This is a genomic window from Pseudomonas sp. LBUM1674 (assembly GCF_059695635.1).
Genome location: NZ_CP166779.1, coordinates 4,878,140 through 4,905,111, shown reverse-complemented (window position 1 = coordinate 4,905,111; position 26,972 = coordinate 4,878,140). Strand labels below are relative to the sequence as shown.

General features: G+C 61.3%; 26 protein-coding genes and 2 pseudogenes. 14 read left to right on the top strand and 14 right to left on the bottom strand.

The genetic code is table 11. The annotated features are described in order from the left end of the window. Positions 1-124: 124 nt before the first annotated feature. A complete protein-coding gene (locus ACA067_RS22600) occupies positions 125-1,276 on the bottom strand; it encodes an MFS transporter (protein WP_497458570.1) in 1,152 nt (383 codons plus the stop codon). A 169-nt stretch (positions 1,277-1,445) separates the two neighbouring features. Between ACA067_RS22600 and ACA067_RS22595 the strand changes: the two genes are divergently transcribed. Beyond that, complete coding sequence (locus ACA067_RS22595; protein WP_497458569.1) at positions 1,446-2,438, top strand: diaminopimelate epimerase; 993 nt, start codon at positions 1,446-1,448, stop codon at positions 2,436-2,438. A gap of 129 nt (positions 2,439-2,567) precedes the next feature. Here ACA067_RS22595 and codA read toward each other — a convergent pair whose 3' ends face one another. From codA to ACA067_RS22570, 5 genes and pseudogenes are all read right to left on the bottom strand, one after another. Continuing rightward, positions 2,568-3,815: a cytosine deaminase gene (gene codA / locus ACA067_RS22590; protein WP_497458568.1), complete on the bottom strand. Its 1,248-nt coding sequence runs from the start codon at positions 3,813-3,815 to the stop codon at positions 2,568-2,570. 13 nt (positions 3,816-3,828) lie between these two features. Beyond that, positions 3,829-5,100: a cytosine permease gene (codB, locus tag ACA067_RS22585; RefSeq protein WP_497458567.1), complete on the bottom strand. Its 1,272-nt coding sequence runs from the start codon at positions 5,098-5,100 to the stop codon at positions 3,829-3,831. Positions 5,101-5,344: 244 nt separating this feature from the next. Continuing rightward, a pseudogene (locus tag ACA067_RS22580) lies at positions 5,345-5,786 on the bottom strand (alpha/beta fold hydrolase). 149 nt (positions 5,787-5,935) lie between these two features. Beyond that, positions 5,936-6,292 (bottom strand): 6-carboxytetrahydropterin synthase QueD, encoded by a 357-nt coding sequence (gene queD / locus ACA067_RS22575; protein ID WP_008152165.1) that lies wholly within the window; start codon positions 6,290-6,292, stop codon positions 5,936-5,938. A 94-nt stretch (positions 6,293-6,386) separates the two neighbouring features. Continuing rightward, complete coding sequence (locus tag ACA067_RS22570; RefSeq protein WP_497458566.1) at positions 6,387-7,466, bottom strand: patatin-like phospholipase family protein; 1,080 nt, start codon at positions 7,464-7,466, stop codon at positions 6,387-6,389. 269 nt (positions 7,467-7,735) lie between these two features. On the opposite strand from ACA067_RS22570, the gene ACA067_RS22565 reads away from it, so the two are divergent. The 4 genes from ACA067_RS22565 to ACA067_RS22550 are packed head-to-tail and all read left to right on the top strand — an operon-like array spanning position 7,736 to position 10,346. Continuing rightward, the gene (locus ACA067_RS22565; protein WP_497458565.1) at positions 7,736-8,044 is read left to right on the top strand and encodes a PepSY domain-containing protein; all 309 of its coding nucleotides are present in this window, start codon (positions 7,736-7,738) and stop codon (positions 8,042-8,044) included. After that, complete coding sequence (locus tag ACA067_RS22560) at positions 8,044-8,364, top strand: PepSY domain-containing protein (RefSeq protein ID WP_497458564.1); 321 nt, start codon at positions 8,044-8,046, stop codon at positions 8,362-8,364. Before ACA067_RS22565 ends, ACA067_RS22560 begins: the two co-directional genes overlap by 1 nt. 3 nt (positions 8,365-8,367) lie before the next feature. After that, a complete protein-coding gene (locus ACA067_RS22555; protein ID WP_438659374.1) occupies positions 8,368-9,036 on the top strand; it encodes a response regulator transcription factor in 669 nt (222 codons plus the stop codon). Next, complete coding sequence (locus ACA067_RS22550; RefSeq protein ID WP_497458563.1) at positions 9,033-10,346, top strand: sensor histidine kinase; 1,314 nt, start codon at positions 9,033-9,035, stop codon at positions 10,344-10,346. The genes ACA067_RS22555 and ACA067_RS22550 overlap by 4 nt, the downstream gene beginning before the upstream one ends. A gap of 133 nt (positions 10,347-10,479) precedes the next feature. Here the strand turns inward: ACA067_RS22550 and ACA067_RS22545 are convergent, their stop codons facing one another. Both ACA067_RS22545 and ACA067_RS22540 read right to left on the bottom strand, forming a co-directional pair. Further along, a complete protein-coding gene (locus ACA067_RS22545; protein WP_497462834.1) occupies positions 10,480-11,235 on the bottom strand; it encodes a methyl-accepting chemotaxis protein in 756 nt (251 codons plus the stop codon). A 102-nt stretch (positions 11,236-11,337) separates the two neighbouring features. Continuing rightward, positions 11,338-11,484 (bottom strand): annotated as a pseudogene (locus ACA067_RS22540) (HAMP domain-containing protein); the annotation flags it as partial. Between the two features lie 1,479 nt (positions 11,485-12,963). Between ACA067_RS22540 and ACA067_RS22535 the strand changes: the two are divergent. Both ACA067_RS22535 and ACA067_RS22530 read left to right on the top strand, forming a co-directional pair. Beyond that, on the top strand, positions 12,964-14,280 hold the full coding sequence (locus ACA067_RS22535) for a Na+/H+ antiporter family protein (RefSeq protein ID WP_497458562.1): 1,317 nt from the start codon (positions 12,964-12,966) through the stop codon (positions 14,278-14,280). Between the two features lie 158 nt (positions 14,281-14,438). Continuing rightward, positions 14,439-14,606 (top strand): metallothionein, encoded by a 168-nt coding sequence (locus tag ACA067_RS22530; protein WP_497458561.1) that lies wholly within the window; start codon positions 14,439-14,441, stop codon positions 14,604-14,606. 21 nt (positions 14,607-14,627) lie between these two features. On the opposite strand, the gene ACA067_RS22525 is transcribed toward ACA067_RS22530, so the two are convergent. Then, positions 14,628-14,906, bottom strand: a complete 279-nt coding sequence (locus tag ACA067_RS22525) for a hypothetical protein (protein WP_497458560.1) — start codon at positions 14,904-14,906, stop codon at positions 14,628-14,630. A 38-nt stretch (positions 14,907-14,944) separates the two neighbouring features. Beyond that, positions 14,945-15,172 carry a DUF6555 family protein gene (locus tag ACA067_RS22520; RefSeq protein ID WP_064678785.1) on the bottom strand — a complete coding sequence of 76 codons (228 nt, stop codon included), beginning with the start codon at positions 15,170-15,172 and terminating at the stop codon, positions 14,945-14,947. Between the two features lie 236 nt (positions 15,173-15,408). Between ACA067_RS22520 and selD the strand changes: the two genes are divergently transcribed. Together selD and mnmH are read left to right on the top strand one after the other, a co-directional pair. Beyond that, positions 15,409-16,443, top strand: coding sequence for a selenide, water dikinase SelD (gene selD, locus ACA067_RS22515; RefSeq protein ID WP_497458559.1), 1,035 nt, complete (start codon positions 15,409-15,411; stop codon positions 16,441-16,443). After that, positions 16,443-17,546 (top strand): tRNA 2-selenouridine(34) synthase MnmH, encoded by a 1,104-nt coding sequence (gene mnmH / locus ACA067_RS22510; RefSeq protein WP_497458558.1) that lies wholly within the window; start codon positions 16,443-16,445, stop codon positions 17,544-17,546. The genes selD and mnmH overlap by 1 nt, the downstream gene beginning before the upstream one ends. Before the next feature lie 173 nt (positions 17,547-17,719). Here mnmH and ACA067_RS22505 read toward each other — a convergent pair whose 3' ends face one another. Then, the gene (locus tag ACA067_RS22505) at positions 17,720-18,391 is read right to left on the bottom strand and encodes a histidine phosphatase family protein (RefSeq protein WP_497462833.1); all 672 of its coding nucleotides are present in this window, start codon (positions 18,389-18,391) and stop codon (positions 17,720-17,722) included. Positions 18,392-18,744: 353 nt separating this feature from the next. Here ACA067_RS22505 and ACA067_RS22500 point away from each other — a divergent pair, with 353 nt between their 5' ends. Continuing rightward, complete coding sequence (locus ACA067_RS22500; protein ID WP_497458557.1) at positions 18,745-19,455, top strand: glutathione binding-like protein; 711 nt, start codon at positions 18,745-18,747, stop codon at positions 19,453-19,455. Positions 19,456-19,695: 240 nt separating this feature from the next. Then, positions 19,696-20,670 carry a porphobilinogen synthase gene (hemB, locus tag ACA067_RS22495; RefSeq protein WP_497458556.1) on the top strand — a complete coding sequence of 325 codons (975 nt, stop codon included), beginning with the start codon at positions 19,696-19,698 and terminating at the stop codon, positions 20,668-20,670. Positions 20,671-20,691: 21 nt separating this feature from the next. Here the strand turns inward: hemB and ACA067_RS22490 are convergent, their stop codons facing one another. Beyond that, the gene (locus ACA067_RS22490) at positions 20,692-22,221 is read right to left on the bottom strand and encodes an FAD-dependent oxidoreductase (RefSeq protein ID WP_497458555.1); all 1,530 of its coding nucleotides are present in this window, start codon (positions 22,219-22,221) and stop codon (positions 20,692-20,694) included. 229 nt (positions 22,222-22,450) lie between these two features. Here ACA067_RS22490 and ACA067_RS22485 point away from each other — a divergent pair, with 229 nt between their 5' ends. Both ACA067_RS22485 and ACA067_RS22480 read left to right on the top strand, forming a co-directional pair. Beyond that, positions 22,451-23,539, top strand: coding sequence for a DUF1615 domain-containing protein (locus ACA067_RS22485; protein ID WP_497458554.1), 1,089 nt, complete (start codon positions 22,451-22,453; stop codon positions 23,537-23,539). A gap of 247 nt (positions 23,540-23,786) precedes the next feature. Then, complete coding sequence (locus ACA067_RS22480; RefSeq protein WP_497458553.1) at positions 23,787-24,410, top strand: glutathione S-transferase; 624 nt, start codon at positions 23,787-23,789, stop codon at positions 24,408-24,410. 129 nt (positions 24,411-24,539) lie between these two features. Here ACA067_RS22480 and ACA067_RS22475 read toward each other — a convergent pair whose 3' ends face one another. Continuing rightward, complete coding sequence (locus tag ACA067_RS22475) at positions 24,540-24,980, bottom strand: CBS domain-containing protein (protein ID WP_150747372.1); 441 nt, start codon at positions 24,978-24,980, stop codon at positions 24,540-24,542. 139 nt (positions 24,981-25,119) lie between these two features. Continuing rightward, positions 25,120-25,932 carry an exodeoxyribonuclease III gene (gene xthA / locus ACA067_RS22470; protein WP_497458552.1) on the bottom strand — a complete coding sequence of 271 codons (813 nt, stop codon included), beginning with the start codon at positions 25,930-25,932 and terminating at the stop codon, positions 25,120-25,122. Between the two features lie 327 nt (positions 25,933-26,259). Here xthA and ACA067_RS22465 point away from each other — a divergent pair, with 327 nt between their 5' ends. Then, entirely contained in the window at positions 26,260-26,910 is a 651-nt protein-coding gene (locus ACA067_RS22465) for a GNAT family N-acetyltransferase (RefSeq protein WP_497458551.1), read from the top strand. The last annotated feature ends 62 nt before the right edge of the window (positions 26,911-26,972 follow it).

The following is a 26,972-nucleotide window of genomic DNA, read 5'->3' as shown; positions in this document are numbered from 1 at the left end:
GCGACAAACGCCTTCGCTGCGGTGCGGCGATCCGACAAGCCAGCTCCTACAGGGGATCTTCAGCGGGCACAACATTTGTGTACGACGCAATCAAATGTAGGAACCGGCCTGCTCGCGACGCTTTTCAGACCTTCAACACCTTCCCGCCAATGGCCACCGCCACCAGCAACACCGCCATCAACCCAAAGGCAAAACTCAAACTGCTGCCATGGGCGATGAACCCGATCAGCGCAGGCCCCGCAAGAATCCCGGCATAACCCAGGGTGGTAATGGCCGGCACCGCGATGCTTTCGGGCATGACCGTCTGTTTCCCCACCGCGGTGTACAGCACCGGGACAATGTTCGAACAGCCAGCCCCCAGCAGCGCATAACCCACCAGTGCCATCTCCCAGTTCGGCGCAAACGTCGCCAGAAACAGACCCGCAGCCGCCGTCAGCCCGCCGAACACAATCACCCTGGTGGCGCCCAGGCGCCGCACAATCGCATCTCCGGTCAGACGCCCGACGGTCATGGTCAGCGCAAACGCCGCATAACCCAGCCCGGCATAGGCGGTGTCGATCCCGCGCTCCTGCGCCAGGAACACCGCGCTCCAGTCCAGTGCCGCGCCTTCGGCGAGGAACACGATGAAACACATCCCGCCGATAAACAGCACGATGCCGTGGGGCACGGCAAACGCCGGTCCCGAACTTTCGCTGCCGTAGGGCAGCAGGTGCGGCGCGGCCTTGCACAGCGCGGTCAGCAGCAGCACGTTCACCACCAGCGTCGCCCCCAACGGCGACACGCCCAAGCCCAGCAAGCCGCTGACGCCCGCCGCACCAACGATGCCGCCAAGACTGAACAAGCCATGAAAGCCGGACATCATGGTCTTGCCGCTGGCCCGCTCGACGATCACCGCTTGCAGGTTTACCGTCGAATCCACGGTTCCGAGGCCCGCACCGAACAGGAACAAGGCCGCGATCAACGCCGGGATCGAGGACACCGTGGCCAACAACGGCAGGGCCAGGCAGATCAGCAACGTACCGCCGACCGCCACTCGGCGACAGCCGAAGCGCGTGGCCAGGATCCCGGCCATCGGCATGGCCAGAATCGAGCCTACCCCCAGGCACAGCAACAGCAAACCGAGGGTGCCTTCATCCAGCCCGGCCCGGGCCTTGGCGTAATGCACCAGCGGCGCCCACGCGGCGATGCCTGCACCTGCGATAAAAAAAGCGACGCGCGTGGACATCTGTTCCAGGCGTCCGGGAACGAACGAGGTCCGGGTGTTGAGGTTAGTCATATCAATCCTTGGCAAAAAGCGTCGCGTCTCCAAGGGACAGTGACTCACCGGTGAGGTTCGATCAACGTCCATACGGTTCAGCGCTCCGGCAGGGTGACATCCTTGCACAGCCAGGCGCTGTTTCGCGATATGTTGAGCCCAAACAATGATTCCTTCAAAGGGGGGCGCCATGGCGCGGCTATACGATGCACGAGGCAATAGTTACGTAGTGGTGGCGCCAGAGGAGATGCGCCGCGACGGCATCGACCTGCCCGATCGGGCCAGCCAGGCAGCGCAAACCCGCGAGGCCTGGGCGTTGGCCGCCATCGAGGCTTACTGCGGGTGGGCCCCCGGCACACAACCCTCCGGCAGCAAGGGCCATCGCAGCGATGGTTTACTGGTCGGCCCGTTCCAGTCATCGCAGCCCTTTGATCTGCTGATCGTCAACACCGACGGCACCCTGGCCGAGCGCAGTGGCAATGGGCTGACGATTTTTTCTCAGGCGTTAAGCGACCAGGGGCTTTGGCCGAGGCAGGAGACGTGTCTGCTCAGGGTTCATCACGACAAGGCCGACATGGGTTCACCAGGGCAAACATTGGTGAAACCGGCGCAGGTTGAAGGTGTACCAGGGTTCTGGCTGGACTTGGGCAAACCTTCGTTCGGGCCGGGAGCCGTCAGTGCTCACGGGGTTGAAAGCGTGTCATTGAACGGGCGCGAACTCAGCCACGTGCAGCCTTTGTCGTCACTGCATCCGGCATGGTCACATAGCCAGTTCACCCGGGTGGGCAATCCGCATTGCGTGACCCTTGTGGATGAGGCAGATGCCTTGCCGAGCAATGAGCAGATGGGTCAACCGGAAGTGTCCGAAGGGCTGACACGTATCGCCTACGCCATGCCGACCGGGACAGGAGTGCCGTGTCCCGCGGGCGTTAATCTGCAATGGGCGATGCTTGAGTCCCAGGGGCGGATCGTTGCCCGGGTGTTCGAGCGTGGCGAAGGGCCTACGGCATCGTCGGGCACCAGCGCCAGTGCGGTGGCTTGCGCGGCTTGGCGGGTGGGATGGGTTGCGGCTGGCGAAGTGAAGGTCGTAATGCCTGGCGGCACGGCGCCCATCTTGTTGGAGGAAATGGACGGTGAATTGAGTCGAGTCAGTTTGTTTGGCACGGCGCGGTTGATGGGGTGATTTCGAAATCGCCATCGCGGGCAAGCCCGCTCCCACAGTGGTTGATGGCGTTCACAGGAGTTGTGCTCGCCGCCAATCCCTGTGGGAGCGAGCTTGCTCGCGAGGGCGTCAGCCCAGTCAACGCAGAATTCAGCCCTGATCCCCGAAAAACTCCACCACCGGCATCTGCCGCTTCATCAACACCTTGCCCGCGCGTACCGAATACAGCGGCAGGCCCTGGCTGCGAATCACTTCGTAATCGCTGTCCGCCGACAAAATCAGCAAATTCGCCGGCCGCCCCCGTTCCAGTCCGTAACGATCACCCAGGTTCATGGCCTTGGCACTGTTGTCGGTCACCAGGTCCAGCGCGCTTTGCAGGTTGCGGTAACCGAGCATGTGGCAGATGTGCAAGCCGGCTTCGAGCACCCGCAAGATGTTGCCGTTGCCCAGCGGATACCAGGGGTCGACGATCGAGTCCTGGCCGAAACACACGTTCATGCCCGCTTCGAGCAACTCGTTGACGCGGGTCACGCCACGGCGTTTCGGGAAGTTGTCGTAGCGCCCTTGCAGATGAATGCTTTCGGTGGGACAGGAGACAAAACTGATCCCGGAATGCCCGAGCAGGCGAAACAGTTTGGCGCAGTAGGCGTTGTCGTAGGAGCCCATGGCCGTGGTATGGCTGGCGGTGACCCGTGACCCCATGTCGCGGCTGCGGGCTTCTTCGGCCAGCACCTCAAGAAAGCGCGAATGCGGGTCGTCGGTTTCATCGCAGTGCACGTCTACCAGGCACCCGGTGCGCTCGGCCAGGTCCATGAGGAACTTTACCGAACTCACACCCTGATCCCGGGTGTACTCGAAATGTGGAATGCCACCGACCACATCGGCGCCCATGCGAATCGCTTCTTCCATCAGCTCCCGACCGTTGCGATACGACTCGATGCCCTCCTGGGGGAAGGCGACGATCTGCATGTCGATCAGGTGCCGGCTTTCTTCACGCACTTCGAGCATTGCCTTGAGCGCCGTCAGTTGCGGGTCGGTGACGTCGACGTGGGTGCGCACATGCTGGATGCCGTGGGCGGCGAGGCTCTGGATGGTTTTGCGGGTGCGGATCCTGGTGTCTTCCTGGGTGATCGTTACCTTGCGCTCGCTCCAGCATTCGATGCCCTCGAACAGCGTGCCGCTCATGTTCCAGCGCGGTTCGCCGGCGGTCAGCGTCGCATCGAGGTGGATATGCGGCTCGACAAAGGGCGGTATCACCAGATTGCCGCCGGCGTCCAGATCATCGGGACCCAGGGTCGGCGCCTCGGTCTGTCGGCCGATGTTGCTGATCAGACCGTTTTCCAGGTGCAACTCATGCAACCCTTCTTGGTTGCGCAGGCGGGCGTTGATGATGTGCATCGGGCGAATCCTTTTATAGATCTTCTAGTGGCACGTTGGCAGTCCGGGTGCCGAGTATTCCGGTCAATATCACATACGTTAGCGCGGCAGCGGCAATCCCTGCCAGCGGCGCGACCCATGGCGAACCGAACGCAGCGACGGTGCCGACCGCATAAGCACAAAGGCCCGTCCAATTGAACGCCGGCAACCGGGCATCGGCCAGACGAGGATATTGACCACGATGGCGAAAGAAAAAGTCCGCCATGATCACGCCACCGATCGGCGGAATCACCGTGCCCAGCAGAATCAGGTACGGCACCAGATAGTCGTACATGCCCAGCAGCGCCAGCAGTGTGCCGATCACCGCGCCGGCCAGGGTCACGGTTTTGCGCCGGCCGGTGCGCAGCAGGTTGCAGCCGGCGACGGCGAAGTTGTAGATGGTGTTGTCCTGGGTACTCCAGATATTGAGCAGCAACATCGCCATCGCGGCCAAGGCGAACCCTTGCAGCAGCAACACTTCGACTACGTCCGGTTGTTGGTAGACGATGGCGCCGTACGCGCCGATCAACACCATCAGGCCGTTGCCGATAAAGAAACCGATCAGGCTTGCCAGTACGGCGACCCTGGTCGAGCGCGAGAAGCGCGTCCAGTTGGTCGCCTGGGTCGCGCCACTGACAAAGGTGCCGAACACCAGCGTGATGGCGGTCGACCAATCGAGGGTGGCCGTCGGCACGACCGCCAGCAAGCCATCGAGCCCGCCGACCTTGGTCGTGGCGACCCACATCGACAGCATCAGCAGCAACATCATGGCGGGCACGGCGATGTACGACAGAATTTCCAGTCCGCGATAACCGATATAGGCCGTGGCGCAAAATGCCAGGCCGAACAGCACCATCAGGCCAAGTACTGTGCCCTCGCTCAATTCAAAATACTTGCCCAACACCACGGCCGCGGTCGCCGTGCCCCAGGCGTACCAGCCGATCTGGGTGAAGCCTAGGATCAGGTCGCTGAGCTTGCTGCCTATTTCACCAAAACAGAAACGTCCCATCAGCACCGAATTGAGGCCACTCTTGAACGCAATGTAGCCCAGGCCTGCGGCGTAGAGCCCCAGCAGCAGATTGCCGACGACGATCACCGCCATCATCTCGCCGAAACCGAACGCCACCCCGAGCTTGCCGCCGGCAAACATGGTCGCCGTAAAAAAGGTGAAACCGAGCAGCACCATGGCCGTGGAGGCCAGGCCCTTGCGGGCGTGCATCGGGACCTCGCTGAGGGGGTAGTCGTTGCCGGAGTCGTTCTGCGTCATGGGGCGTTCCTTGCTGGTGGGAGGACGCGAAGGGTGTTGCAGCGGTCGTGCCAAGCGGGGCAGGTGTTGTTATTTATAGACGAGCGAGGGGATTTGGTTCGGGGCGGGCGCGAAAGCGGTGCGGGGTTAAGTCAATCCGGAACATTTGTGTGCCTTGCAAGATTGCCAGGATCGCAGCCTGCGGCAGCTCCTACGCCGATCTGTGTAGGAGCTGCCGCAGGCTGCGATCTTTTGATCTTTGTAATCAATCGACCGAAGGCAAAAACCTCAGCAACGCCGCGACAATCGCCTCCGGCGCATCTTCCTGAACCAGATGCCCTGCATTAGGGACAGGATAAAACTGCGACCCCGCAATCATCCCGTGCAACGCTCGTCCACGCTCGATCGGAATCCACTGATCATCCTCGCCCCAAAGAATCTGTACCGGGCAGCGAATGGTCGGGTACAACCCCTCAGCCTCGCGGGTATAACGCTCGGCCCGCGACTTTGTCGGACAGCCCATAACCCAGCAGGTCGAAGTAATGCACCCGGTGCGTGGTGATGAAATGCGGCGCAATCCGGTGCCACACGTAAGAAGAGAAAGGCGTGCCATGCACGAACACCAGCGGCGGGCCGTCGCCCCGGTCGGCGAAGTGCACGGCGTGCCCGTTGAAACGATAGGTCTGAGCCAGCGGCCAGTCAGTCATGGGTGCGTCCTCTTGGCGTGTGCGAGCCAAAAAGCATAGGCATAAAAAAACCACCGCTAAAGGTGGTTTTATCATTCACTGACGAAACGCATTCCCCCCTGTAGGAGCTGGCTTGCCAGCTCCTACAGGGGGGAATGTGGTTGTCTGGTCTATTCGCCGTGATAGATGCAGCCGCTGGTGCAGGTTTCGTGGATACGGATCGCGCTGAGTTCCGGCAGCAGAGGCTTCAATTCTTTCCAGATAAATTTGGCCAACACTTCACTGGTCGGATTCTCCAACCCGGGAATGTCATTCAAATAGTTATGATCCAGCCGCTCATAAAGCGGCTTGAAAATCGCCTTGATCTCCGAAAAGTCCCGTATCCAGCCCGTATGCGGATCAAGATCGCCGCTCAAATGAATGGCCACTTTGAACGAGTGGCCATGCAGGCGACCGCACTTATGGCCTTCCGGTACGTGGGGCAGGCGGTGGGCGGATTCGAAGGTAAATTCTTTGAAGATTTCCACAGTGGTTTGAGCTCTGTCAGGTGGCGATCGCCGTGGCGATGTGGGCAGGCGGCAAGTTTAACAGTTTGCGTTTGGCGTTGCGGGAAAACACTGACTAAAGGGTCAGCGAGCGCTCGCCCAGGCGACCGTTGGCGGCGAGTTCGAGGAATTCGTCGCCCAGCCTGCGGCTTTCGTCCATCGCCACGCGCCAGTACTTCTGCCGGCTCGGCGCGTCGCCCATGAAGCGCTTGAAGTCATTACGGTCCGGCAGTTTGCCGTAGGGCAGGCGCGCCAGATATTCCTTCGACGGTGCCAGCAGCAGCACGTCCTGCAGGCGCGCGGCACAGGCGCGGCGCCACGGCAGGGTTTTGTCGAACCAGCCGGGGATGACCCGGTCGGTGAAGTGCGGGTAGAGCACGATGTCATTGCCGCTGTAGGGCAGGTCGAGGTGATAGTCCAGCAGACCGCCGTCGCGAAAAGTGCCTGTGCCGGCGCCCGGCAGGTCGCGCACGCCTTCCATCACCATCGGGATCGAGCCCGAAGCCAGCAGGGCCTGGCGCAGGTTGCCGGCCTCCAACGCGATGAAGCGCGACGGGAAATCGTTCAGCGCATTGAGCGGTGGCGCCAGGCGCGGGTCGTGGATGATCAGCCGCTCGAAATGCCGCGACAGCCGCGCGCGACCGCGCAGGTTGTCGGCAATCACCGACGACAGGCCCAGCCCCAGCCGGCCGCGATGATCGTCCCCGAGCAGGCCGTGGCTTTTGACCACCATGATGTTCAGTCGGTAATGGGCGTTGCTCAAGATTGAAGCATCGCGGCCGTCGAGCAGGTCATCGAGCATGCGTCGGGAGCTCTGGCTGATCTGCGCCATGGTCACGCCTTTGGCGAAATTTTGCTCGGTGTAAAGATGCCCGAGACGGCGAATGCCCTCGGCGGCGTCCGGCAGGCAGGCGCTGGCGAAGCGCCAGGAACCGACCGAGGCGCCAATCAACGAACGCTCCCGTGGCGCCGCCGGCAGCCATTCGCCGAACAGTGCCAGGTCCAGACCTTGAATGCCCAGCGCCTTGGGACCACCGGCGGCACCGGGCAGCGTGCCGACGTCGGTGGCGCTCAAACCGTTCTCACGGATGCGCGCGAAGGCACGGGGGCCGGCCTTGAGGGTCAGGGACGGGAACTTGATGTGGATGGCGGTCATGCTGGTCTCAGTGTCTGGCGAGCGGGGATTATAAGCACGCCCTGCCCCCTGTAGGAGCTGCCGCAGGCTGCGATCTTTTGATCTTGGCGGTTTCATGGGCACCGAAAATCAAGATCAAAAGATCGCAGCCTGCGGCAGCTCCTACATTGATCGGGGGCATGTCTGCGATATCGTGGTGCCAGCCCCAATGATGGCAATTCAGTTTCAATTAAGTTCGAATCGCTAAGGTGGCCGCCGTAAGCAACACATAAAAAAATACGGAGACACCCATGAACACTTTGACTGCCCTGTTCACCGCCACCCTCATCACCCTGACTGCCGGCATTGCCCAGGCTCGCGACCTGGGCCCCGATGAAGCCCTGAGACTGCGCGACGCTGGTACCATTGTGTCTTTCGAGAAGCTCAACGCCACCGCATTGACCAGACACCCGGGTTCCACCATCACCGAAACCGAACTGGAAGAAGAGTACGGCAAGTACATCTATCAGGTGGAACTGCGCGACCCACAAGGCATTGAGTGGGACATGGAACTGGACGCGGTGAGCGGGCAGGTTCTCAAGGATCATCAGGATACGTAATGAAGGTGCTTTGTATTGCAGACCGGCGCGCCAGCCGCCTGGCCCTGGCGCTGCTGGTTTTTTGCTCGATGGCGATGGCCCGGGACCTGGATCAGGACGAAGCCCTGCGCCTGCGTCAGCAAGGGGTGATCCTGCCGCTGGAGCAGCTGTTGCAGCAGGCGCTGGACCGTTATCCCGGGGCCAAGCTGCTGGAAGCCGAGCTCGAGGAAAAGCACGACGTCTACGTTTATGAAGTCGAGCTGCTGACCACCGACGGTGTGGTCCGTGAGCTGGACCTCGATGCCACCACTGGCCAGTTACTGAAAGACAAGGAAGATTGACCGATGCGATTGCTCCTGGTGGAAGACCACGTGCCCCTGGCCGACGAACTGATGGCCGGCCTCAACCGCCAGGGCTACGCCGTGGACTGGCTGGCGGATGGTCGCGACGCGGTGTACCAGGGCAGCAGCGAGCCTTATGACCTGATCATCCTCGACCTCGGCCTGCCGGGGTTGTCGGGGCTGGAGGTGTTGGCGCAATGGCGCGCCGGCGGCCTGGCGACGCCGGTGCTGATCCTCACGGCGCGAGGATCCTGGGCCGAACGCATCGAAGGCCTCAAGGCTGGCGCCGACGATTACCTGACCAAGCCTTTCCATCCTGAAGAATTGCACCTGCGGGTCCAGGCACTGTTGCGCCGCTCCCACGGTCAGGCTAACCAGCCGACGCTCAAGGCGGCGGGTTTGCATCTGGATGAAGGCCGCCAGTGCGTGACCCGCGACGGCGCCGACATTCAGCTCACCGCGGCTGAATTCCGCCTGCTGCGCTACTTCATGCTGCACCCCGAACAGATCCTGTCCAAAAGCCACCTCGCCGAACACCTCTACGACGGTGAAACCGAGCGCGATTCCAATGTGCTGGAAGTCCACGTCAACCACCTGCGACGCAAACTCGGGCGCAGCGTGATCGAAACCCGTCGCGGCCAGGGTTACCTGTTCGGCGGGCAAGCCCGGTGAGGTCGATCCAGCGCCGCTTGAGCCTGGGCCTGATCAGCGTGATGGTGATCGTCGGCCTGGTGCTGGCGCAGACCAGTCTGTGGCTGTTCGAAATGGGTTTGCAGCGCTACCTCGAGGCCGGCCTGCGCAACGACAGTGAAAGCCTGCTGGTAGCGCTGGTGCGCGGGCCACAGGGGTTGCAGCTGGATGAACGACACCTGTCGCCAGCGTATCAGCGGCCGTTTTCCGGGCATTATTTCCGCATCGATTTCGCCGACAGCCATTGGCGCTCCCGATCGCTATGGGATCAGGAACTGCCGCGCCTGGATCATCCCGGCCTGCACAGCAACCTGCAACTGGGGCCGGAAGGGCAGCAGCTGCTGATTTTGCGGTCGGACTATCGCCGCCTCGGCCAGTCGATTTCCATCAGCGTCGCTCAGGACTACACCCCGGTGCGCGAGAGCTTTTTGCGCATGCAACAGGTCGGCCTCGGCCTTGGCCTGGCGGGGTTGCTGCTGATTCTGGTGTTGCAACGGATCACCGTGCGCCGCGCCTTGCGTCCGCTGGAAAAGGCCCGTGAACAAATCGCCCAGTTGCAACAGGGGCAGCGCTCGCAACTCGACGATCAGGTGCCGATTGAGCTGGAGCCGTTGGTGGCGCAGATCAACCATTTGCTGGCCCACACCGAAGACAGCCTCAAGCGTTCGCGCAATGCCCTGGGCAACCTCGGGCATGCCTTGAAAACGCCGCTGGCGGTGTTGTTGAGCCTGGCCTCCAGCGAGAAACTCGACGCGCATCCGGAACTGCGCAAGGTGATTCAGGCGCAGCTGGAGCAGGTACAGCAGCGGCTCAATCGTGAACTCAATCGCGCCCGATTGTCCGGCGATGCGCTGCCGGGGGCGCTGTTTGATTGCGATGGGGAATTGCCGGGGTTGTTGGCGACGTTGAACATGATCCACGGTGAACACCTGGACCTCAGCTATGTCGCGCCACAGGGGTTGCAACTGCCGTGGGACCGGGAGGATTTGCTGGAATTGCTCGGCAACCTGCTGGACAACGCCTGCAAATGGGCGGATGCCGAGGTTCGCTTGAACGTGGTCGAGACGGCGCAAGGGTTTGAGCTAAGCGTGGAAGATGATGGGCCGGGGATTCCCGAGGACCAGCGCGATCAGGTGTTCAGTCGTGGTACGCGGCTGGATGAACAGATGGATGGGCATGGGTTGGGCTTGGGGATTGTGCGCGACATCGTTGATACGTGGGGCGGGGTGATGAGGTTGGAGGAGAGTGAGTGGGGCGGGTTGAAGGTGGTGATCGAGTTGCCCAAGCGCTGACCTCCGCCGACTGATCGTTCCCACGCTCCGCGTGGGAATGCATCCCGTGACGCTCTGCGTCACATCCCAAAGCGGAACGCGGAGCGTCCCTGGCGGCATTCCCACGCGGAGCGTGGGAATGATCATGGCGGGGTCAGACGCGAAACTGATCCATCAAACTCTGCTGCTGATTGGCCAGGCTATTGAGCGACTGACTCACCCGCGCCGATTCATTGGCCTGGCCCGACAGCGACTCGGTCACATCCCGAATGGTCGCCACGTTGTTGTTGATCTCTTCGGCCACCGCGCTTTGCTCTTCCGCGGCACTGGCGATCTGCAGGTTCATGTCGCTGATCACCGTCACCGCTTCGCCAATCTGGCGCAGCGCCGTCACCGCCTGACCCACCTGCTCGACACTGCCCTGGGCCTGTCGATGGCTGTTGCTCATCGACCCGACCACATCCTGGGTGCCGCTCTGCAACTGCTCGATCACCAGGCGGGTCTCTTCGACCGACTCCTGGGTCCGGCGTGCCAGGTTGCGCACTTCATCGGCCACCACGGCAAAACCGCGTCCGGCCTCACCGGCGCGGGCCGCTTCGATCGCGGCGTTGAGGGCCAGCAGGTTGGTCTGTTCGGCGATGGCGCGAATCACTTCCAGCACCGAACCGATTTTCTCGCTGTTGGCCGCCAGGCCTTCGACTTGCACCATGGCCGCGCTCATGTCGGCGGCGAGGTTGTCGATGCTGGTGGTGGTCTGGTCGATCACGCTCAGACCGCGACGGGTGGCGTGATCAGCGTCCCGCGCTGCTTGTGCCGCTTGTGCGGCGCTGCGGGCGACGTCCTGGGCGGTGGCGCTCATCTCGTGGGAGGCGGTCGCGACCTGATCCACCTGACGGTATTGCTGTTCCATGCCGGCACTGGTCTGGGTGGCGATGGCGGACGACTGATCCGCCGTGCTGCGCGCGTCCTGCACTGAGCGTTTGACCTCGGCAATGATCGGTTGCAGCTTGTCGAGGAAGCGATTGAACCAGCCGGCCAGCTGACCCAGTTCGTCCTGTTTGTCGTAGGCCAGGCGCCGGGTCAGGTCGCCTTCGCCGCTGGCGATGTCTTCGAGCATGTGCGCCACGCCGAGAATCGGTCGGGTCACGCTGCGGGCCATCAGCCACACCAGCAACAGGCCGATCAACGCCGCCAGCGCGCCGAGGCCGAGTTCCACCAGGGTGCCGGCGGTGTTGCTGTCATCGAGTTGTTTCTTCAGGGCTTCGGCAGGGCCCACCAGCACTTTTTCCGGCACCTCGAGCAACACGCCCCAGGACTTGCCACCGGGAATCGGCTGGAACGGCGCCAGCACCTTTAACTGTTGGTTGCTGTGCAGGCTTTCGGTCTGGCTGCTGGTGGCGAGCATGCGGATCAGCTCGGCGCCGCTGGTCAAGTCCACGGTATCAAGGCGCTGGCTGAGTTTGCCGGCGTCCGGGCTGTAGCCGGCGAGCAAGCCGACCGGGCTGATGATGCTGACGTGGGTCTGGCCGTCATACAGCTTCTTGCTTGCGTCCTGGCTGACCGCTTGCAGGCTGTTGAGGTTGATGTCCGCCGACAGCGACGCGATGACCTTGCCATTGACCATCAGTGGGAAAACGATGCTGGTCATCAGCACCTTCTGCCCGTCGATCACATAGAAGTAGGGCTCGATCACGCAGGGCTTGAGCGTGGTGCGCGGGCAGGTGAACCAGGCGTTCGCCGGTTCGCCGCTGGGGCCGGTGCCGGTGTCGGTCATGTCGCTTTCCGGCAATGCCATGGAGGTCACCTTGCCCGGCGTCGGTTGCGACCAATACAGGGCGAACCGGCCCTTGTCGTTGCTGCCCAGCTCCGCCTGGCCGGCAAACAGCTCGTCCTTGCCGTCCAGCGCGTTGGCTTCGAACACCAGCGACAGGCCAAGCAGTTGCGGGTTGGCTTGCAGCGCCGACTTGACCTGGCGGGTCAGGTCTTCGCGCAGGTCGAAGGCGTCGAGAAAGCGCTTCTCGGCCTGGTCGCGCAGGAACAGCACCTGGCGGGAAAATCCGTGACCGTATTGATAGGCGTCCATGAACTGCTGGCGAATCTCCAACGCCTGGTTTTCACCCTGGGATTCAATCCGGGCCTGGGCGGCTTCGGTAAGCATCTCCATGCTCGAGGCTTTCACCAGCGCGGCACTGTGCTCCATGCGATACAGCGAAAGACCCACCAGCAGGGTCACGATACCGGCCAGGCACAGCCCGGCGAGCAGGGTGATCTTCCATTGAATGGAAAGTTGTCTGAGCGACATGGAGACGTCCTTTATTCGATAATTATCTGAGACTCGGCACTGTAGCGGCAGGGTTTCGGCTTTCTTTATGCCGTTGGCCGAATATCGACGCTCCCCCTGATTCACACCCTGTAGGAGCTGCCGAAGGCTGCGATCTTTTGATCTTTACGTTCTTGATGGCGCCGAAGATCAAAAGATCGCAGCCTTCGGCAGCTCCTACAGGGGGGGCGTTTGCTTTGACAAGGCCGCAACGGTCCGGCACAGTGCCCGCCCTCTAATAAAACCCACTCTCCAATCCGCTGGCGGCTCACGCAGACTGCCGGCCGGACTCATTCCGTTTGTCTTGAGGTCTTGATAATGAATGCAGTAATTGCCGCGGTCGGCGTCATGCTGGTACTCAGCCTGTCCCGCGTGCATGTGGTGATCGCGCTGATTGTCGGCGCGCTGGTCGGTGGCTTGACCGGTGGCCTGGGCATCGACGCGACGCTCAAGGCGTTCAACAGCGGCCTCGGCGGCGGGGCAACGGTCGCTTTGTCCTACGCCTTGCTGGGTGCGTTCGCGGTGGCCATTGCCAAGTCCGGGCTGGCCCATGCCCTGGCCGACAAGGCCTTGGCGATGGTCGATCGCCAGCACGCCAGCGGTGGCGGACAGGTCAAGTGGCTGCTGATCGGCTTGCTCTGGGTGGTGGCCATCGCCTCCCAGAATATCTTGCCGATACATATCGCCTTTATTCCGCTGCTGGTGCCGCCGCTGTTATATGTGCTGACCAAGCTGCAACTGGACCGGCGGCTGATCGCCTGTGTCATTACCTTTGGCCTGATCACGCCGTACATGTTCCTGCCCGTGGGCTTCGGCAACATCTTCCTTAATGAAATCCTGCTGGCCAACGTTGCCCGTAGCGGCGTCGATATCAGCGGCATCAACGTCACCCATGCCATGGGCATTCCGGCGTTGGGCATGGTGTTTGGCCTTGCCGCTGCGTTTATCAGCTACCGCAAGAAGCGGATCTACGACCTGGAAAAAATCGAACAGGTCGAGCAGGTCGCGGTGCAGTACAACCCGCTGAGCCTGATGGTGGCCGGCCTGGCCATCGCCGCGGCCTTCATCGTCCAGTTGCTGCTGGACTCGATGATCATCGGTGCGCTGGCAGGGTTTCTGATTTTCTCGGTGTCGGGCATCGTCAAATGGCGCGACACCGACGACCTGTTCACCGAAGGCATGAAGATGATGGCGATGATCGGCTTCATCATGATCGCCGCCTCAGGCTTTGGCGAAGTGATCAAAGCCACCGGGCAGGTGCAGACGCTGGTTGAAACCTCGGCCTCGTGGATCGGCCACAGCAAGGCAATCGGCGCGCTGCTGATGTTGCTGGTGGGCCTGTTGGTGACCATGGGCATCGGCTCGTCGTTTTCCACCGTCCCGATCCTGGCGGTGATTTTCGTGCCGCTGTGCGTGCAACTGGGCTTCAGCCCGCTGGCGATCGTCAGCATCGTCGGTACGGCCGGCGCCCTGGGTGACGCCGGTTCGCCCGCCTCGGACTCGACCCTGGGCCCGACCTCCGGCCTGAACATCGACGGCCAGCATCACCATATCTGGGATACCGTGGTTCCCACCTTCCTGCATTACAACCTGCCGCTGCTGGCGTTTGGCTGGGTGGCGGCGATGGTGCTGTAACCACATTTCCCTGTGGGAGCATGGCTTGCCCGCGATTCAGGCGCCGCGGTTTATCAGGCACATCGCGTCATCGTTCATCGCAGCCTGCGGCAGCTCCTACACTGGTATTACGGTGCGCATTTACAGCCCCGGACAACCATACCCATGGAGTCAGACTCATGATCGACAGTGAAAGCATCTGCGACTGCCCCAAATGTTCCTGCAAGCTCGGTGAACATCCGATCGCACGTCACGGCAAGCACTATTGCTGTGAAGCCTGTGCCAAGCACCATGAACACGGCGAAGAATGCGCCAGTAAAGGTTGCAAGTGTGCCCACAACAAATAGCTCATCGAGATAAAGTGGAGCCTATTCGGGCTCCACTTCCAGTTTCAGGCTTTCATCGTCCAGTCGCTCGGTATGGCGGACGACACCATTGAAATGTCGTCCTGCGACCCTCACCACCAGCGTTTTTGCCTTTTCCAGATCCTCGGGCAAGGGTGGTTGAACGCGTAACGCAAAGCGTGTCGGATCATGTTCGACTTGTTCCAGCCCGACCAGACATTCGGCGCTTTTGGTGACCCGCCCGAACAGCGTGTCCAGGCCGTAGTCGATGTGAGCCATGCTGGTGAGTGGTGTCGTGGTCATGCACTGATCCTCCCAATGTCTGAAACGGGCGCGAGCGGTCAATTCGCCGGCCGCCACTTGACGTTCTCCACGCCGAATTTTTCCGCCATCGGCTTGCTGGTCTTTTGCACCTTTTCCCGGCCGAAGCGCGGGATCCGTCCCACGCCGGCGTCGCAGCTCGCCCAATGCCAGGCCTCCGCGTTATCCATTTTTTCCAGGCGGATAATGAAAGACTTGGGAGCGCCATGAAGGGTGTATTCAATGACGAAAAGTTTTGCATTGTTCATATAGCCGGTATTCCTCCCTGTGGTAATAGAGGGATCGTCGGGGCTGCGGAAAATTCATTCGGATTGTCGGACGGCTGCCGCCGCTGGCGACAAGTGCTGCGGCCCTTGACCATGAAATCCCGCAAAACCCCAATGATTGCGGCCCAGGGCGGGCGACCCTCACCCTGGTTCGCCGCGATCCCTACGGTTTGGGTTGTTGTAGACTCTTGGGCTATGACTTCACGAGGTGATCCCCAATGAGCGAGCCGATCCGTCTGACCCAATACAGCCACGGCGCAGGCTGCGGCTGCAAGATTTCTCCCCAGGTGCTGGAGGTGATCCTGGCCGGCAGCGGGGCGCAGAACCTTGATCCGAAACTCTGGGTCGGCAACGCCTCACGCGATGACGCGGCGGTGTATGCCATCGATGAGGAGCGCGGCGTGGTGTCGACCACCGACTTCTTCATGCCGATCGTCGACGATCCGTTCGATTTCGGCCGCATCGCCGCAACCAACGCCATCAGCGATATCTACGCCATGGGCGGCGATCCGCTGATGGCCATCGCCATCCTCGGCTGGCCGGTCAATGTACTGGCGCCGGAGATTGCCCGGGAGGTGATTCGCGGCGGACGTTCGGTGTGCGATGAGGCGGGGATCCCGTTGGCGGGCGGGCATTCCATCGACGCGCCGGAGCCGATCTTCGGCCTGGCCGTGACCGGGCTGGTGGAAAAGCGCCACATGAAGCGCAACGACACCGCCACCGCCGGTTGCCTGCTCTACCTGACCAAGCCCCTGGGCATCGGCGTCCTCACCACCGCCGAGAAGAAGGGCAAGTTGCGCCATGCCGACATCGGCCTGGCTCGCGACTGGATGTGCACCCTGAACAAACCCGGCAGCCGATTCGGCAAGCTCGATGGGGTGACCGCGATGACCGATGTCACCGGTTTTGGCCTGTTGGGCCATCTGGTGGAAATGGCCGATGGCAGCCAACTGACCGCGCGCATCGAATATGACCGTGTGCCGCGCTTGCCGGGTGTCGAGTACTACCTTGAACAGGGCTGCGTTCCCGGCGGCACCTTGCGCAACTTCGACAGCTACGCCAGCAAGCTCGGACGCCTGCAGGAACTGCACAAACGCGTGCTCTGCGATCCGCAGACCAGCGGCGGCCTGCTGATCGCCGTCAGCCCCGAAGGCAATGCACAATTCCTCGAAGTGGCCGCCGGACTGGGCCTGAACCTTGAACCGATCGGTGAATTGGTCGAGCGACAGACCCATGCGGTCGAGGTGTTTTGATGTCACTGGACTGCACCGATTACCGCGACATCTTCCTCAACGACCGGCCGATGATGGATGCCCGCGCACCGGTCGAATTCCTCAAGGGTTCATTCCCCGGCGTGGTCAACCTGCCGCTGATGAATGACAGCGAGCGGCAACGGGTCGGCACCTGCTACAAGCAGCACGGCCAGCAAGCGGCCATTACCCTGGGTCATCAACTGGTGTCCGGCGACATCAAGGCCGAGCGTATTCGGGCCTGGGCCGATTTTGCCCGGGCGCATCCCGACGGCTATTTGTACTGTTTTCGCGGCGGCTTGCGCTCGCAGATTGTCCAGCAATGGCTCAAGGACGAGGCGGGGATCGACTATCCGCGGGTCGGTGGCGGCTACAAGGCGATGCGCACGTTCCTGTTGGACACGGTCGATCAAGCCATTGCCCAGTGCGATTTCGTCCTGCTGGGCGGCATGACCGGCACCGGCAAGACCGAGGTGCTCACGCAATTGAACAACGGGCTGGACCTTGAAGGTCACGCCAATCATCGCGGCTCCAGCTTCGGAAAACGCGCCACCGGTCAACCCTCCAACATCGACTTTGAAAACCGCCTGGCCGTGGACATGCTGAAGAAGCGCGCCCGTGGCATCGAGCAGTTCGTGCTGGAAGACGAGAGCCGGGCGATCGGCAGTTGCGCCTTGCCATTACCGCTGTATCAGGGCATGCAGCAGTTTCCGATGGTCTGGCTGGAAGACAGCCTGGAAGGGCGGGTGGAGCGGATCCTGCGCGACTACGTGGTGGATTTGTCCGCCGAGTTCATCGAAGTACATGGCGATGAAGGCTTCGGGCTGTTTTCCGAGCGGTTGCTGGCGAGCCTGAATAATGTGCAGAAGCGCCTGGGCGGCGAGCGTCATCGGAGGATGTTGATGTTGATGGAAGCTGCCCTGGCGGAGCAGGAGAACAGTGGGGCGGTGGATTTGCATCGGGGCTGGATCGAAGGGCTGCTGCGCGAGTATTACGACCCGATGTATGGGTTTCAGCGGGAGAAGAAGGGCGCTCGGATCGAGTTCGCGGGGGAGCGGGGGGCTGTGCTTGAGTATCTGCGAGAGCGGGGCAGTCAGCGAGGTTGATGGTGTATCTGCCGGCCCCTTCGCGAGCAGGCTCGCTCCCACATGTGATCTTCAGTGGCCACGAAATTTGTGTACGACGCAGATCCAAATGTGGGAGCGAGCTTGCTCGCGAAGAGGCCCTCGCAGACGCTATAAACCTTGAATCAATACCGCCCCGCCCGACTCACTGATGCTCAGGTCGGACAGGTCTCCTGCCCATTATCCAGCCCTTGCTTATAGCTGTGGCTCACCACACTGGCCTTGCCGTTGTGCCAGGTCAGCGTGAGCACGTACAACGTGTCGTAGTCGCTGGACTCCCAGTCATCGGTGATGTTCTGTTTCCTGCCGACGGCTTCGCCTGCGACCTTGTTGATCAGCTCCGGCAGGTAGCCGTGGGACCAGGCGGTGTAGATGACCGAGTTGTGGTACTTGTCGTGCAGCAGTTCATCGGCCAGGTCGCTGGTGTCGTTGGCCGAAAAATTGATGTTCACCGGCAAACCAAGCTTGATGGCGCTGGGGCTGATGGTCATCAAGGGACGGATATAGCTGTAGGAATTGTCCAGTTCGCCTTCCTCGACATTGCGCGTCGGGTTGGCGGCAAACACGTAATTGGCCTTGCCGAATTTTTCCGGCAGCAAGGTGGCCAGATCGATGGCGCGGTTCAAGCCCTGGCAATTGAGCTGGCCCAGGCCGCCGGCGGGTTTTTCCGCGTGGCGCAGGAATACCAGCGTCTGGGTGCCATCCGCCGGTTGGGCGCGGCTTTCGCTGGATTCCAGCGAAAGGAACAGCGCGCTCACTGCCAGCAAGGAGGGCAGGAAAATGTACGCGCGATGTTTGAAGCGTTTGGCGAATTTCAAAGGGTTCATCATGTGTAAGGGTGATCTTCGGCGCATTCGGTTAAGGCTGACAAACCTCTACACCGCGAGCTCCTGGCTGCGGGTGTTTTCCATGTCATGGGGCCGGTCCATTGGAGTCCTCAGAGCCCATTTGGTTCGATCCGGGCGAGCGCAGCACTTTAGCGGCAACCTTGATCGGATTGGAGCAAAGGATATCAACAGGATGTTGCGGATTTATGGACAGGGTACCTCCGATGGCGGCGACGAACGCTGCGATCTTTTGATCTTGCTCATCAGCAATATCGATAACCCCAAAAGATCGTAGCCTTCGCCAACGCCTGCATTATGATCAACGGTCTTGATTTTACCGTGGATTCTCCCCCATGACCGATCTGTCCGCGTTCCCGATCACCCGAAAATGGCCGGCCCAATACCCGGAGTGGATCCAGCTTTACTCCTTGCCGACCCCCAACGGCGTCAAGGTCTCGATCATGCTCGAAGAGATCGGACTGCCCTACGAGCCGCATCGGGTGAGCTTCGATACCCAGGATCAGCTGTCCGCCGAATTCCTCTCGCTGAACCCCAACAACAAGATTCCGGCCATCCTCGATCCCCATGGACCGGACGACCGGCCGCTGGCGCTGTTCGAGTCCGGGGCGATCCTGATCTACCTCGCCGACAAGAGCGGGCAATTGCTGGCCCAGGAGTCGGCTGCGCGTTACGAGACGATTCAGTGGCTGATGTTTCAGATGGGTGGTATCGGGCCGATGTTCGGTCAGGTCGGTTTTTTCAACAGATTCGCCGGCAAGGACTACGAGGATAAACGGCCGCTGGAACGCTACGTTGAAGAAAGCAAACGCCTGCTCAAGGTACTCGACGGACGTCTGGAAGGGCGCGACTGGATCATGGGCGAACGCTACACCATCGCCGACATCGCGACTTTCCCCTGGGTGCGCAACCTGATCGGCTTCTATGAGGCCGGGGATCTGGTGGGCATCAAAAACTTCCGCAACGTCACTCGAGTGCTGGAGCGCTTCCTGGCGCGGCCGGCGGTGATGCGCGGGCTGGAAATCCCCAAGCCAATCTCAGGCTGACCGAGGACTTGTAGGAGCCGGCTTGCCGGCGAAGGCGGAGTGTCAGTCGCCACATGTATTGACTGACCCACCGCCTTCGCCGGCAAGCCGGCTCCTACAGGGTTTTGTATTGATGCCAATGATTGTTGCCGTCCCGGTAACGCAGTCTTGAGCGTTCAATGTTTGTGCGCTGCGCCTTGCAGGGCATAAGCTTCGCCCCCTACGACTTTCGTCCCACCCCCCGATTTTTCAGGAAGCCCCATGTCCAGTCAGTTCCCCGAAGCACGTCCACGCCGTCTGCGCCGCAATGCGAGCCTGCGCAGCCTGTTCCAGGAAACCGAATTCAGCTTGAACGACCTGGTGTTGCCGATTTTCGTCGAGGAAGAAATCGATGACTTCGTGCCGATCAAGAGCATGCCCGGGGTGATGCGCATTCCGGAATCCAGACTGGCCGGCGAGATCGAGCGCTATGCCCGGGCCGGGATCAAGTCGGTGATGACCTTCGGCGTGTCCCATCATCTGGACAGCAGCGGCAGCGACACCTGGAGCGACAACGGCCTGGTATCGCGCATGGCGCGCATTGCCAAGGATGCGGTGCCGGAAATGATCCTGATGTCCGACACCTGCTTTTGCGAGTACACCGACCACGGTCATTGTGGTGTGCTGCACAACCACGAAGTCGACAACGACCAGACCCTGGTCAATCTAGGCAAACAAGCCGTGGCCGCCGCCAGGGCCGGGGCCGATGTGATTGCCCCGTCAGCCGCCATGGACGGGCAGGTCCGGGCCATTCGCCGGGCGCTGGATGAGGCGGGTTTCAGCCAGGTCGCGATCATGGCCTATTCCACCAAGTTCGCTTCGGCGCTCTATGGGCCGTTCCGCGAGGCGGGTGGCAGTGCGCTCAAGGGCGATCGCAAAAGCTATCAGATGAACCCGATGAACCGCCGCGAAGCCGTGCGCGAATCGCTGATGGACGAGCAGGAAGGCGCCGACGCGTTGATGGTCAAACCGGCTGGCGCGTACCTGGACATTATCCGCGACATCCGTGAAGCGTCGCGCCTGCCACTGTCGGCGTATCAGGTGAGCGGCGAGTACGCGATGATCAAGTTCGGCGCACAGGCCGGAGCAATCGATGAGGATCGGGTGGTGCGTGAAAGCCTTGGGGCGATCAAGCGGGCGGGGGCGGATCTGATCTTCACTTACTTCGCGATGGACCTGGCATTGGCCGGGATCTGATAAAGATCTTTTGACGTTCGTTCAAGCAAAAAACGGCCTGATCCCGTGATCCCGGAAATACCGCTCGATCACCTTCGGATCAGAGCACGTCTCGGCAATCGCCACATAGGTATCCGGCCGCAACAGATAAAACCCGCTACGCCCCAGGCCCGCCGCTTCAAATGCCGGACGCCAGCCAAACACGTGCAACGGCAAATGATGTTCGTTGCACCAGGCAATCATTTCATCGCTGGTGTCGCCATACACATGCACCTGCCAGGTCGGGCTTTTCAGGGATTCGAAATTGTCCCCCTCACCGTCATGCGCCCACGGTAGCCGGTCGCCGCCATGCACATGCCCGGCAACGCCTTTGCTCAACGGCATCCCGCGATAATTGAGGGTGATTTGCGACACTGTGCGAAAGAGGAACTCGCGGCTCGTTTCCAGTGACGCAAGCCTGGGGATCAGGAACGGCGCCACCCGCATACGCAGCAAGTCGGCCAGGCGTCCTTCGGCGGTGACGAAACTGAACACGCGGTCGGTGGTGGTAACCAGTTTGCGGGCAAACGCGATGCGTTCGGTTTCGTAGGTGTTGAGCAGTCTGGCCTCGGCACCACCGCTCAATACCGCCGTGAGTTTCCAGGCCAGATTGATCGCATCGCCGATCCCGGTATTCATGCCCTGGCCGCCGGCGGGGCTGTGGACGTGGGCGGCGTCGCCCAACAGAAACGCGCGGCCGGTACGGAAGTGATTCGCCACCCGATGATGCACTCGGTAAGTCGAGAACCAGTTCAGCTGTTCGACATGCACCTTCATGTGCTCGATGGCCCGGCTGCTGACGTCTTCGAAGCGCAGGGTTTCGGCCTGCTCGGCGCGTTCATCGCGCACCGTACCGATCAGTCGGGCACGCCCTTCACCGGCCAAAGGAAACACCGCGAGAAAATCTGCCTCATCGAGGTCCACGTGCAGTTCGCCATTGAACGTCGGCCCACTGCCTCGCACGTCGGCAACGTAGAAAATCTGCTGATAAGTGCCGCCGGGAAATCCGGTGTCCAGGGTTTTGCGCACGATCGACCGGGCACCGTCGCAACCGGCCAGATAGCAGGTCTGGCAGATTTCCTGCTGGCCATCGGGCAAGCGCAGGCGGGCGGTGATGCCGTCGCCGGTTTCCTCGAAACCCTCCAGCTCGGTATTGCGTTCGACCCTGATGCCAAAGGCTTCCAGGCGTTCTATCAGCAGCCGTTCATGCTCGTCCTGCGGGTATATTTCGAGGAATGCGTAGGGGGTCAGACCCTCGCCGATGCTGCTCAGAGGCAAGCGCGCCACTTGTGCGCCCTTGACCCAGAAGTTCGCCGCGGCGACTTGATGACCGTTCTGCACCACGGCCTGGCTCAGGTCGAGCTGGCGATACAACTCCAGCGTCCGCGCCTGCACCGCCAGCGCCCGGGACGTGGTGCCGGGGCTCGACGACTTGTCGATAATCCGCACGCGGATCCCCAGTTTGCTCAGCCACAGCGCCAGTACCAGTCCGGTCGGGCCGGCACCGATGATCAGTACGTCGCTACGGTTCATGGGCTGTACATCCTCGATGTGTGGAGCAAGTATGGTCCAGTCCAGGCATAGGGTCAGGCTGACTGCTCAATGGAAACGGCCCCGCAGCCATCAAGCAGCGGGGCCTTTTTGTGGCGCCCGCACAAGGTATGTATCAGCAGAGGGAACAGCGCATCGCTCCCACAGTCATAGCCTGCGCCATACCATTGATCGTATGGTTAACCCGGCTCAACGGATTTGATGGAGCACCATGCAAGCCAATCGATTGATCATGAGTATCGCCGCGCTGCTGGTCCTGGCCGGTTGCGGCACTCAACGCGTCCAGGAGCCACCGGCGCGCAAACCCGCCGAGGTCAGGGCCGAGATCGTGCGTCTGCTGCCGGCCAAAACCGTCGACCGGCAAGGATGGGCCACCGACATCCATGCAGCGTTTGCCGCCCAGAACATCTACCCCTCCACGCAAAACCTGTGTTCGGTACTGGCGGTCACCGAGCAGGAGTCGACCTTTCAGGTGGACCCCCCGGTGCCGGGCCTGGGCAAGATCGCCCGCGACGAAATCGACCGCCGAGCCGCCAAGGCCCACATCCCCGGCCTGCTGGTGAGTGGCGCGCTGCAGGTGAGTTCCAGCAACGGCAAAAGCTACAGCGACCGCCTGCAAGCCGCGCGCAGCGAAAAAGAGCTCAGCGCGATCTTCGATGATTTCATCGGCATGGTGCCCATGGGCCGCACGTTGTTCGGCGGTTTCAACCCGGTACACACCGGCGGACCGATGCAGGTCAGCATCGATTTCGCCGAGGAGCAGGCGCAGGATTATCCGTACCCGGTGGAAAGCTCGATTCGTCGGGAAGTGTTCAGCCGTCGCGGTGGTCTGTATTTCGGCATCGCCCACTTGCTCGGGTATCCGGTGAGCTATAAGCAGCCGCTGTACCGCTTCGCCGATTTCAATGCCGGATGGTACGCCAGCCGCAATGCCGCGTTTCAGAACGCGGTGAGTCGTGCGACGGGCATCCCGCTGGCGCTGGATGGCGATCTGGTCCGCTACGATTCGATCATGCCCGGCACTACGGAATTGGCGGTGCGCACACTCGGCAAGCAACTGGGCATGCGCAATCCGACCATCCGCAATCAGCTGGAGGAGGGTAAAAGCCTCGAATTCGAGGACAGCGAGCTGTATCAGCGAGTCTTTGAGCTGGCCGAACAGGCCGAGGGCCGCTCATTGCCCCGCGCGGTATTACCGGGAATCGTGCTGCAGAGCCCGAAAATCACCCGCAAGCTCACTACGGCATGGTTCGCCAAACGGGTCGATGAGCGGTATCAGCGGTGTATGGCGCGGGAGTAGGAGCCGGCTTGCCGGCGAAGGCGTCTTCATGGGCACTGCACGGCTCGAGGCCGCCTTCGCTGCGGTGCGGCGATCCGACAAGCCAGCTCCTACAGGGGGGGCGGACACCGCATGAGCCCCGGATTATTGCCGGCATCCCTGCGCACTTCTACACTGTGAACGGGCAGTGTTCGCTCAATGAAGTGGAACGAGGGCGGGTGAGAGCGCCTCTACCGACTATATTCTTGTCTCGCCAGGGGAGCGCACCATGTACCAGCTCTACGGACACCAGAACTCCGGCGCAGCCGCGATCGAAGCAGCACTCGAACTCTGCGAGATCCCTTACCGCTTCATCGACGTCGAGTCGTCCCCGCAGGACACCATGGCGTTGGAGAAACTCAACCCGCTCAAGCAGATTCCGACCTTGCAACTGCCCGACGGCAGCATTCTCACCGAGAGTGCGGCGATCCTGATTCACCTGGGGCTCACCTTTCCCGATTCGAAGCTGCTGCCGGAAAAGGCCGCCGAGCGCGATCAGGCCATCCGCGGCCTGGCCTACATCGTCAGCAATTGCTACGCGGCCATCGGCATCATCGATTACCCCGAACGCTGGTTGGCCGAGGCGGATGAAGCGTCCAGGAAGAACCTCATGGCCGGCGCTCGCAAGCGCCTGCATTGGAGCTGGGAGGTGTTTGCCGATCAGTTCTCGGGCGAGTTGTACCTGGGCGATGAAACCCCAAGGGCCCTGGACCTGCTGGCAGCGGTGGTGACGCGATGGGCAGGCAGTCGTGAGCATCTGCGCAGTACCCGGCCGGGGTTTTTCACGTGGCTGGAACGCATCGACCGGCACCCGACGCTGGCACCGGTCTTCGCCCGGCATTGGCCAGCCTGAAAAAACCACCAATCCCCTGTGGGAGCGGGCTTGCCCGCGATTGCGGTGGGTCAGAAAATATAGGTTTCGACTGACCCACTGCAATCGCGGGCAAGCCCGCTCTCACAGGGGGTATGCGGTATTAGCGAGTTATTCCCCGCGAATATACTGCTCCAACTGCCGAATCAGTTCGGCCTGTTCGGCGATGGCTTCCTTGACCAGGTCGCCGATCGACAGCAAGCCGATCAGCGCCCCGCCTTCCACCACCGGCAAGTGCCGCAGGCGTTTGTCGGACATGATGCTCATGCAGGTTTCCACGGTCTGATGGGTGTCCACGGTGATGACCGGCGACACCATGATGTCCTCGACCGGCGTACCGACGGACGAACGGCCCTTGAGCACCAGTTTGCGCGCATAGTCACGCTCGCTGATGATGCCGACGACCTCTCCATTTTTCACGACCGGCAAGGCGCCGACGTTTTTCGCGGCCATGACCATCAGCGCTTCCAGCACCATTTGATGAGGCGCAATGGTATGGACTTCCTGATTTTGCTGGGCCTTTAACTTTAGCAGTTGGGCGACGGTTTTCATGGCGGTTTCTCAGGTGTTGTCGTTGTTCTTGAAGAATCGTAGACCCAGGCGCACAGAGCAAGGCAGAAAGCGGCAGATAACACGCAAAAAACGCCATTCGGCGGTTTTTCTTCCACCGCCGGGCGGCGATCCTTTGCTTTTAGCTCAACTCAATCCAGATCGGCGCATGGTCCGAGGGTTTTTCCATCCCGCGCAGTTCGTAATCCACGCCCGCATCCTTCACCCGCGGCAACAACCCGTGGGACGCCATGATCAAGTCGATCCGCAGCCCGCGCTTGGGTTCATCCTCGAAGCCGCGGCTACGGTAGTCGAACCAGCTGAAGCGGTCGGCCACGTCCGGGTTCAGGTGACGGAAGCTGTCCACCAGGCCCCAGTTCTTCAGGCGCGCCATCCACTCGCGCTCTTCGGGCAGGAAGCTGCATTTGCCGGTTTTCAGCCAGCGTTTCATGTTGTCCGCACCGATGCCGATGTCGCAGTCTTCCGGGGAAATGTTCACATCGCCCATTACCACCAGCGGCTGATCATTGCTGAACTGACTTTCCAGCAATTGCTGCAAGTCGCCGTAGAAACGCTCCTTGGCCGGAAATTTGGTGGGGTGGTCGCGGCTTTCGCCTTGGGGGAAGTAGCCGTTCATGATGGTCACCGGCATGCCATTGGCGTCGGCGAACGTGCCCCAGATGAAGCGGCGCTGAGCGTCTTCGTCATCGGTAACAAACCCCTTGTGCAGCGCCAGGGGCTCTTGCCGCGAGAGCAGGGCGACCCCGTAGTGGCCCTTTTGCCCATGGAAATACACGTGGTAGCCCAGGGCCTGAACCTCGGCCAAGGGGAATTGATCGTCGTGGACCTTGGTTTCCTGCAGCCCGATCACGTCAGGTTGGTGCTTCTCGATCAGCGCCGCCAGCTGATGCGGGCGAGCGCGCAGCCCGTTGATGTTGAAGGAGACGATCTTCATGGTCGGCAGTCCTGGCAAAAGGGCGATGCTAGCTGACCTGGAGGAATGGGGCCAGTGTCGGTGCCGGAGGAATGTACCTCTGCCAAACATGTGTTGCCTTTGCCGGCCTCTTCGCGGGCAAGCCCGCTCCCACAGGTACCCCAGTCGTACACAAAATCTGTGAACGCCAATGATCCTGTGGGAGCGGGCTTGCCCGCGAAGAGGCCAGCTCAGTCGATGAAGATCTTGACTTGGTCTATACCTGTCTGGGGAACTGTGTCGGCAACCAAAGGCTCGTACCCATAAGAGCACAGTCATTTGAGCTGCGCCCCGGAGAGATCAACCGTCATGCCCGAAACCTCGACCGCCATCGCCGATATTCACATGCTCGACAGCGGCTATTCCCGCGAAGCCCGATCCTTGTTGTACCAGGCTTATCGGCACGAGCCGACCTTCGGTTATCTGTTCGAAGCGGAACGCCCCGGGTATGAACAACGGGTTCGCGCCACGGTGCGCGAACTGGTCAAACAGCATTTTCTGCAGGACTTGCCGGCCATCGGCCTGCTGGTCAACGACCGGTTGATCGGCATCGCCTTGATCGCGCCGCCGCAACGGCGCCTGGGCATCACCGAAAGCTGGGCCTGGCGCCTGCGCATGGTGCTCAGCACCGGCTTTCGCTGCACCCGCCGCTACCTCGAGTATCACGATGCGGTGATGGCGTGCGTGCCGTCCGATTCGGTACACCTGCTGCCATTGCTGGGGATTCATCCACAATTTCAGGGCAAACACTTCGGCGAACAGCTGTTGCAAGCGGTGCATAACTGGTGCGCGGTGGATGAACACTCTCAGGGCGTCGTCCTCGATACTGGGAATCCTCGTTATCTGGAGTTCTATAAGCGTCAGGGCTATGAGGAAATCGGCGAGGTGGCCGTAGGACCGATTCGCGAGCATGTGTTTTTCCACGCCAATCCTCAGGTGTTACAAATAGCAACGGCATAACGGTAGAACTTTCTTGCATAGCGAGGCTCTATCACGCTCCCAAGCTCGTGATAGCATCCGCG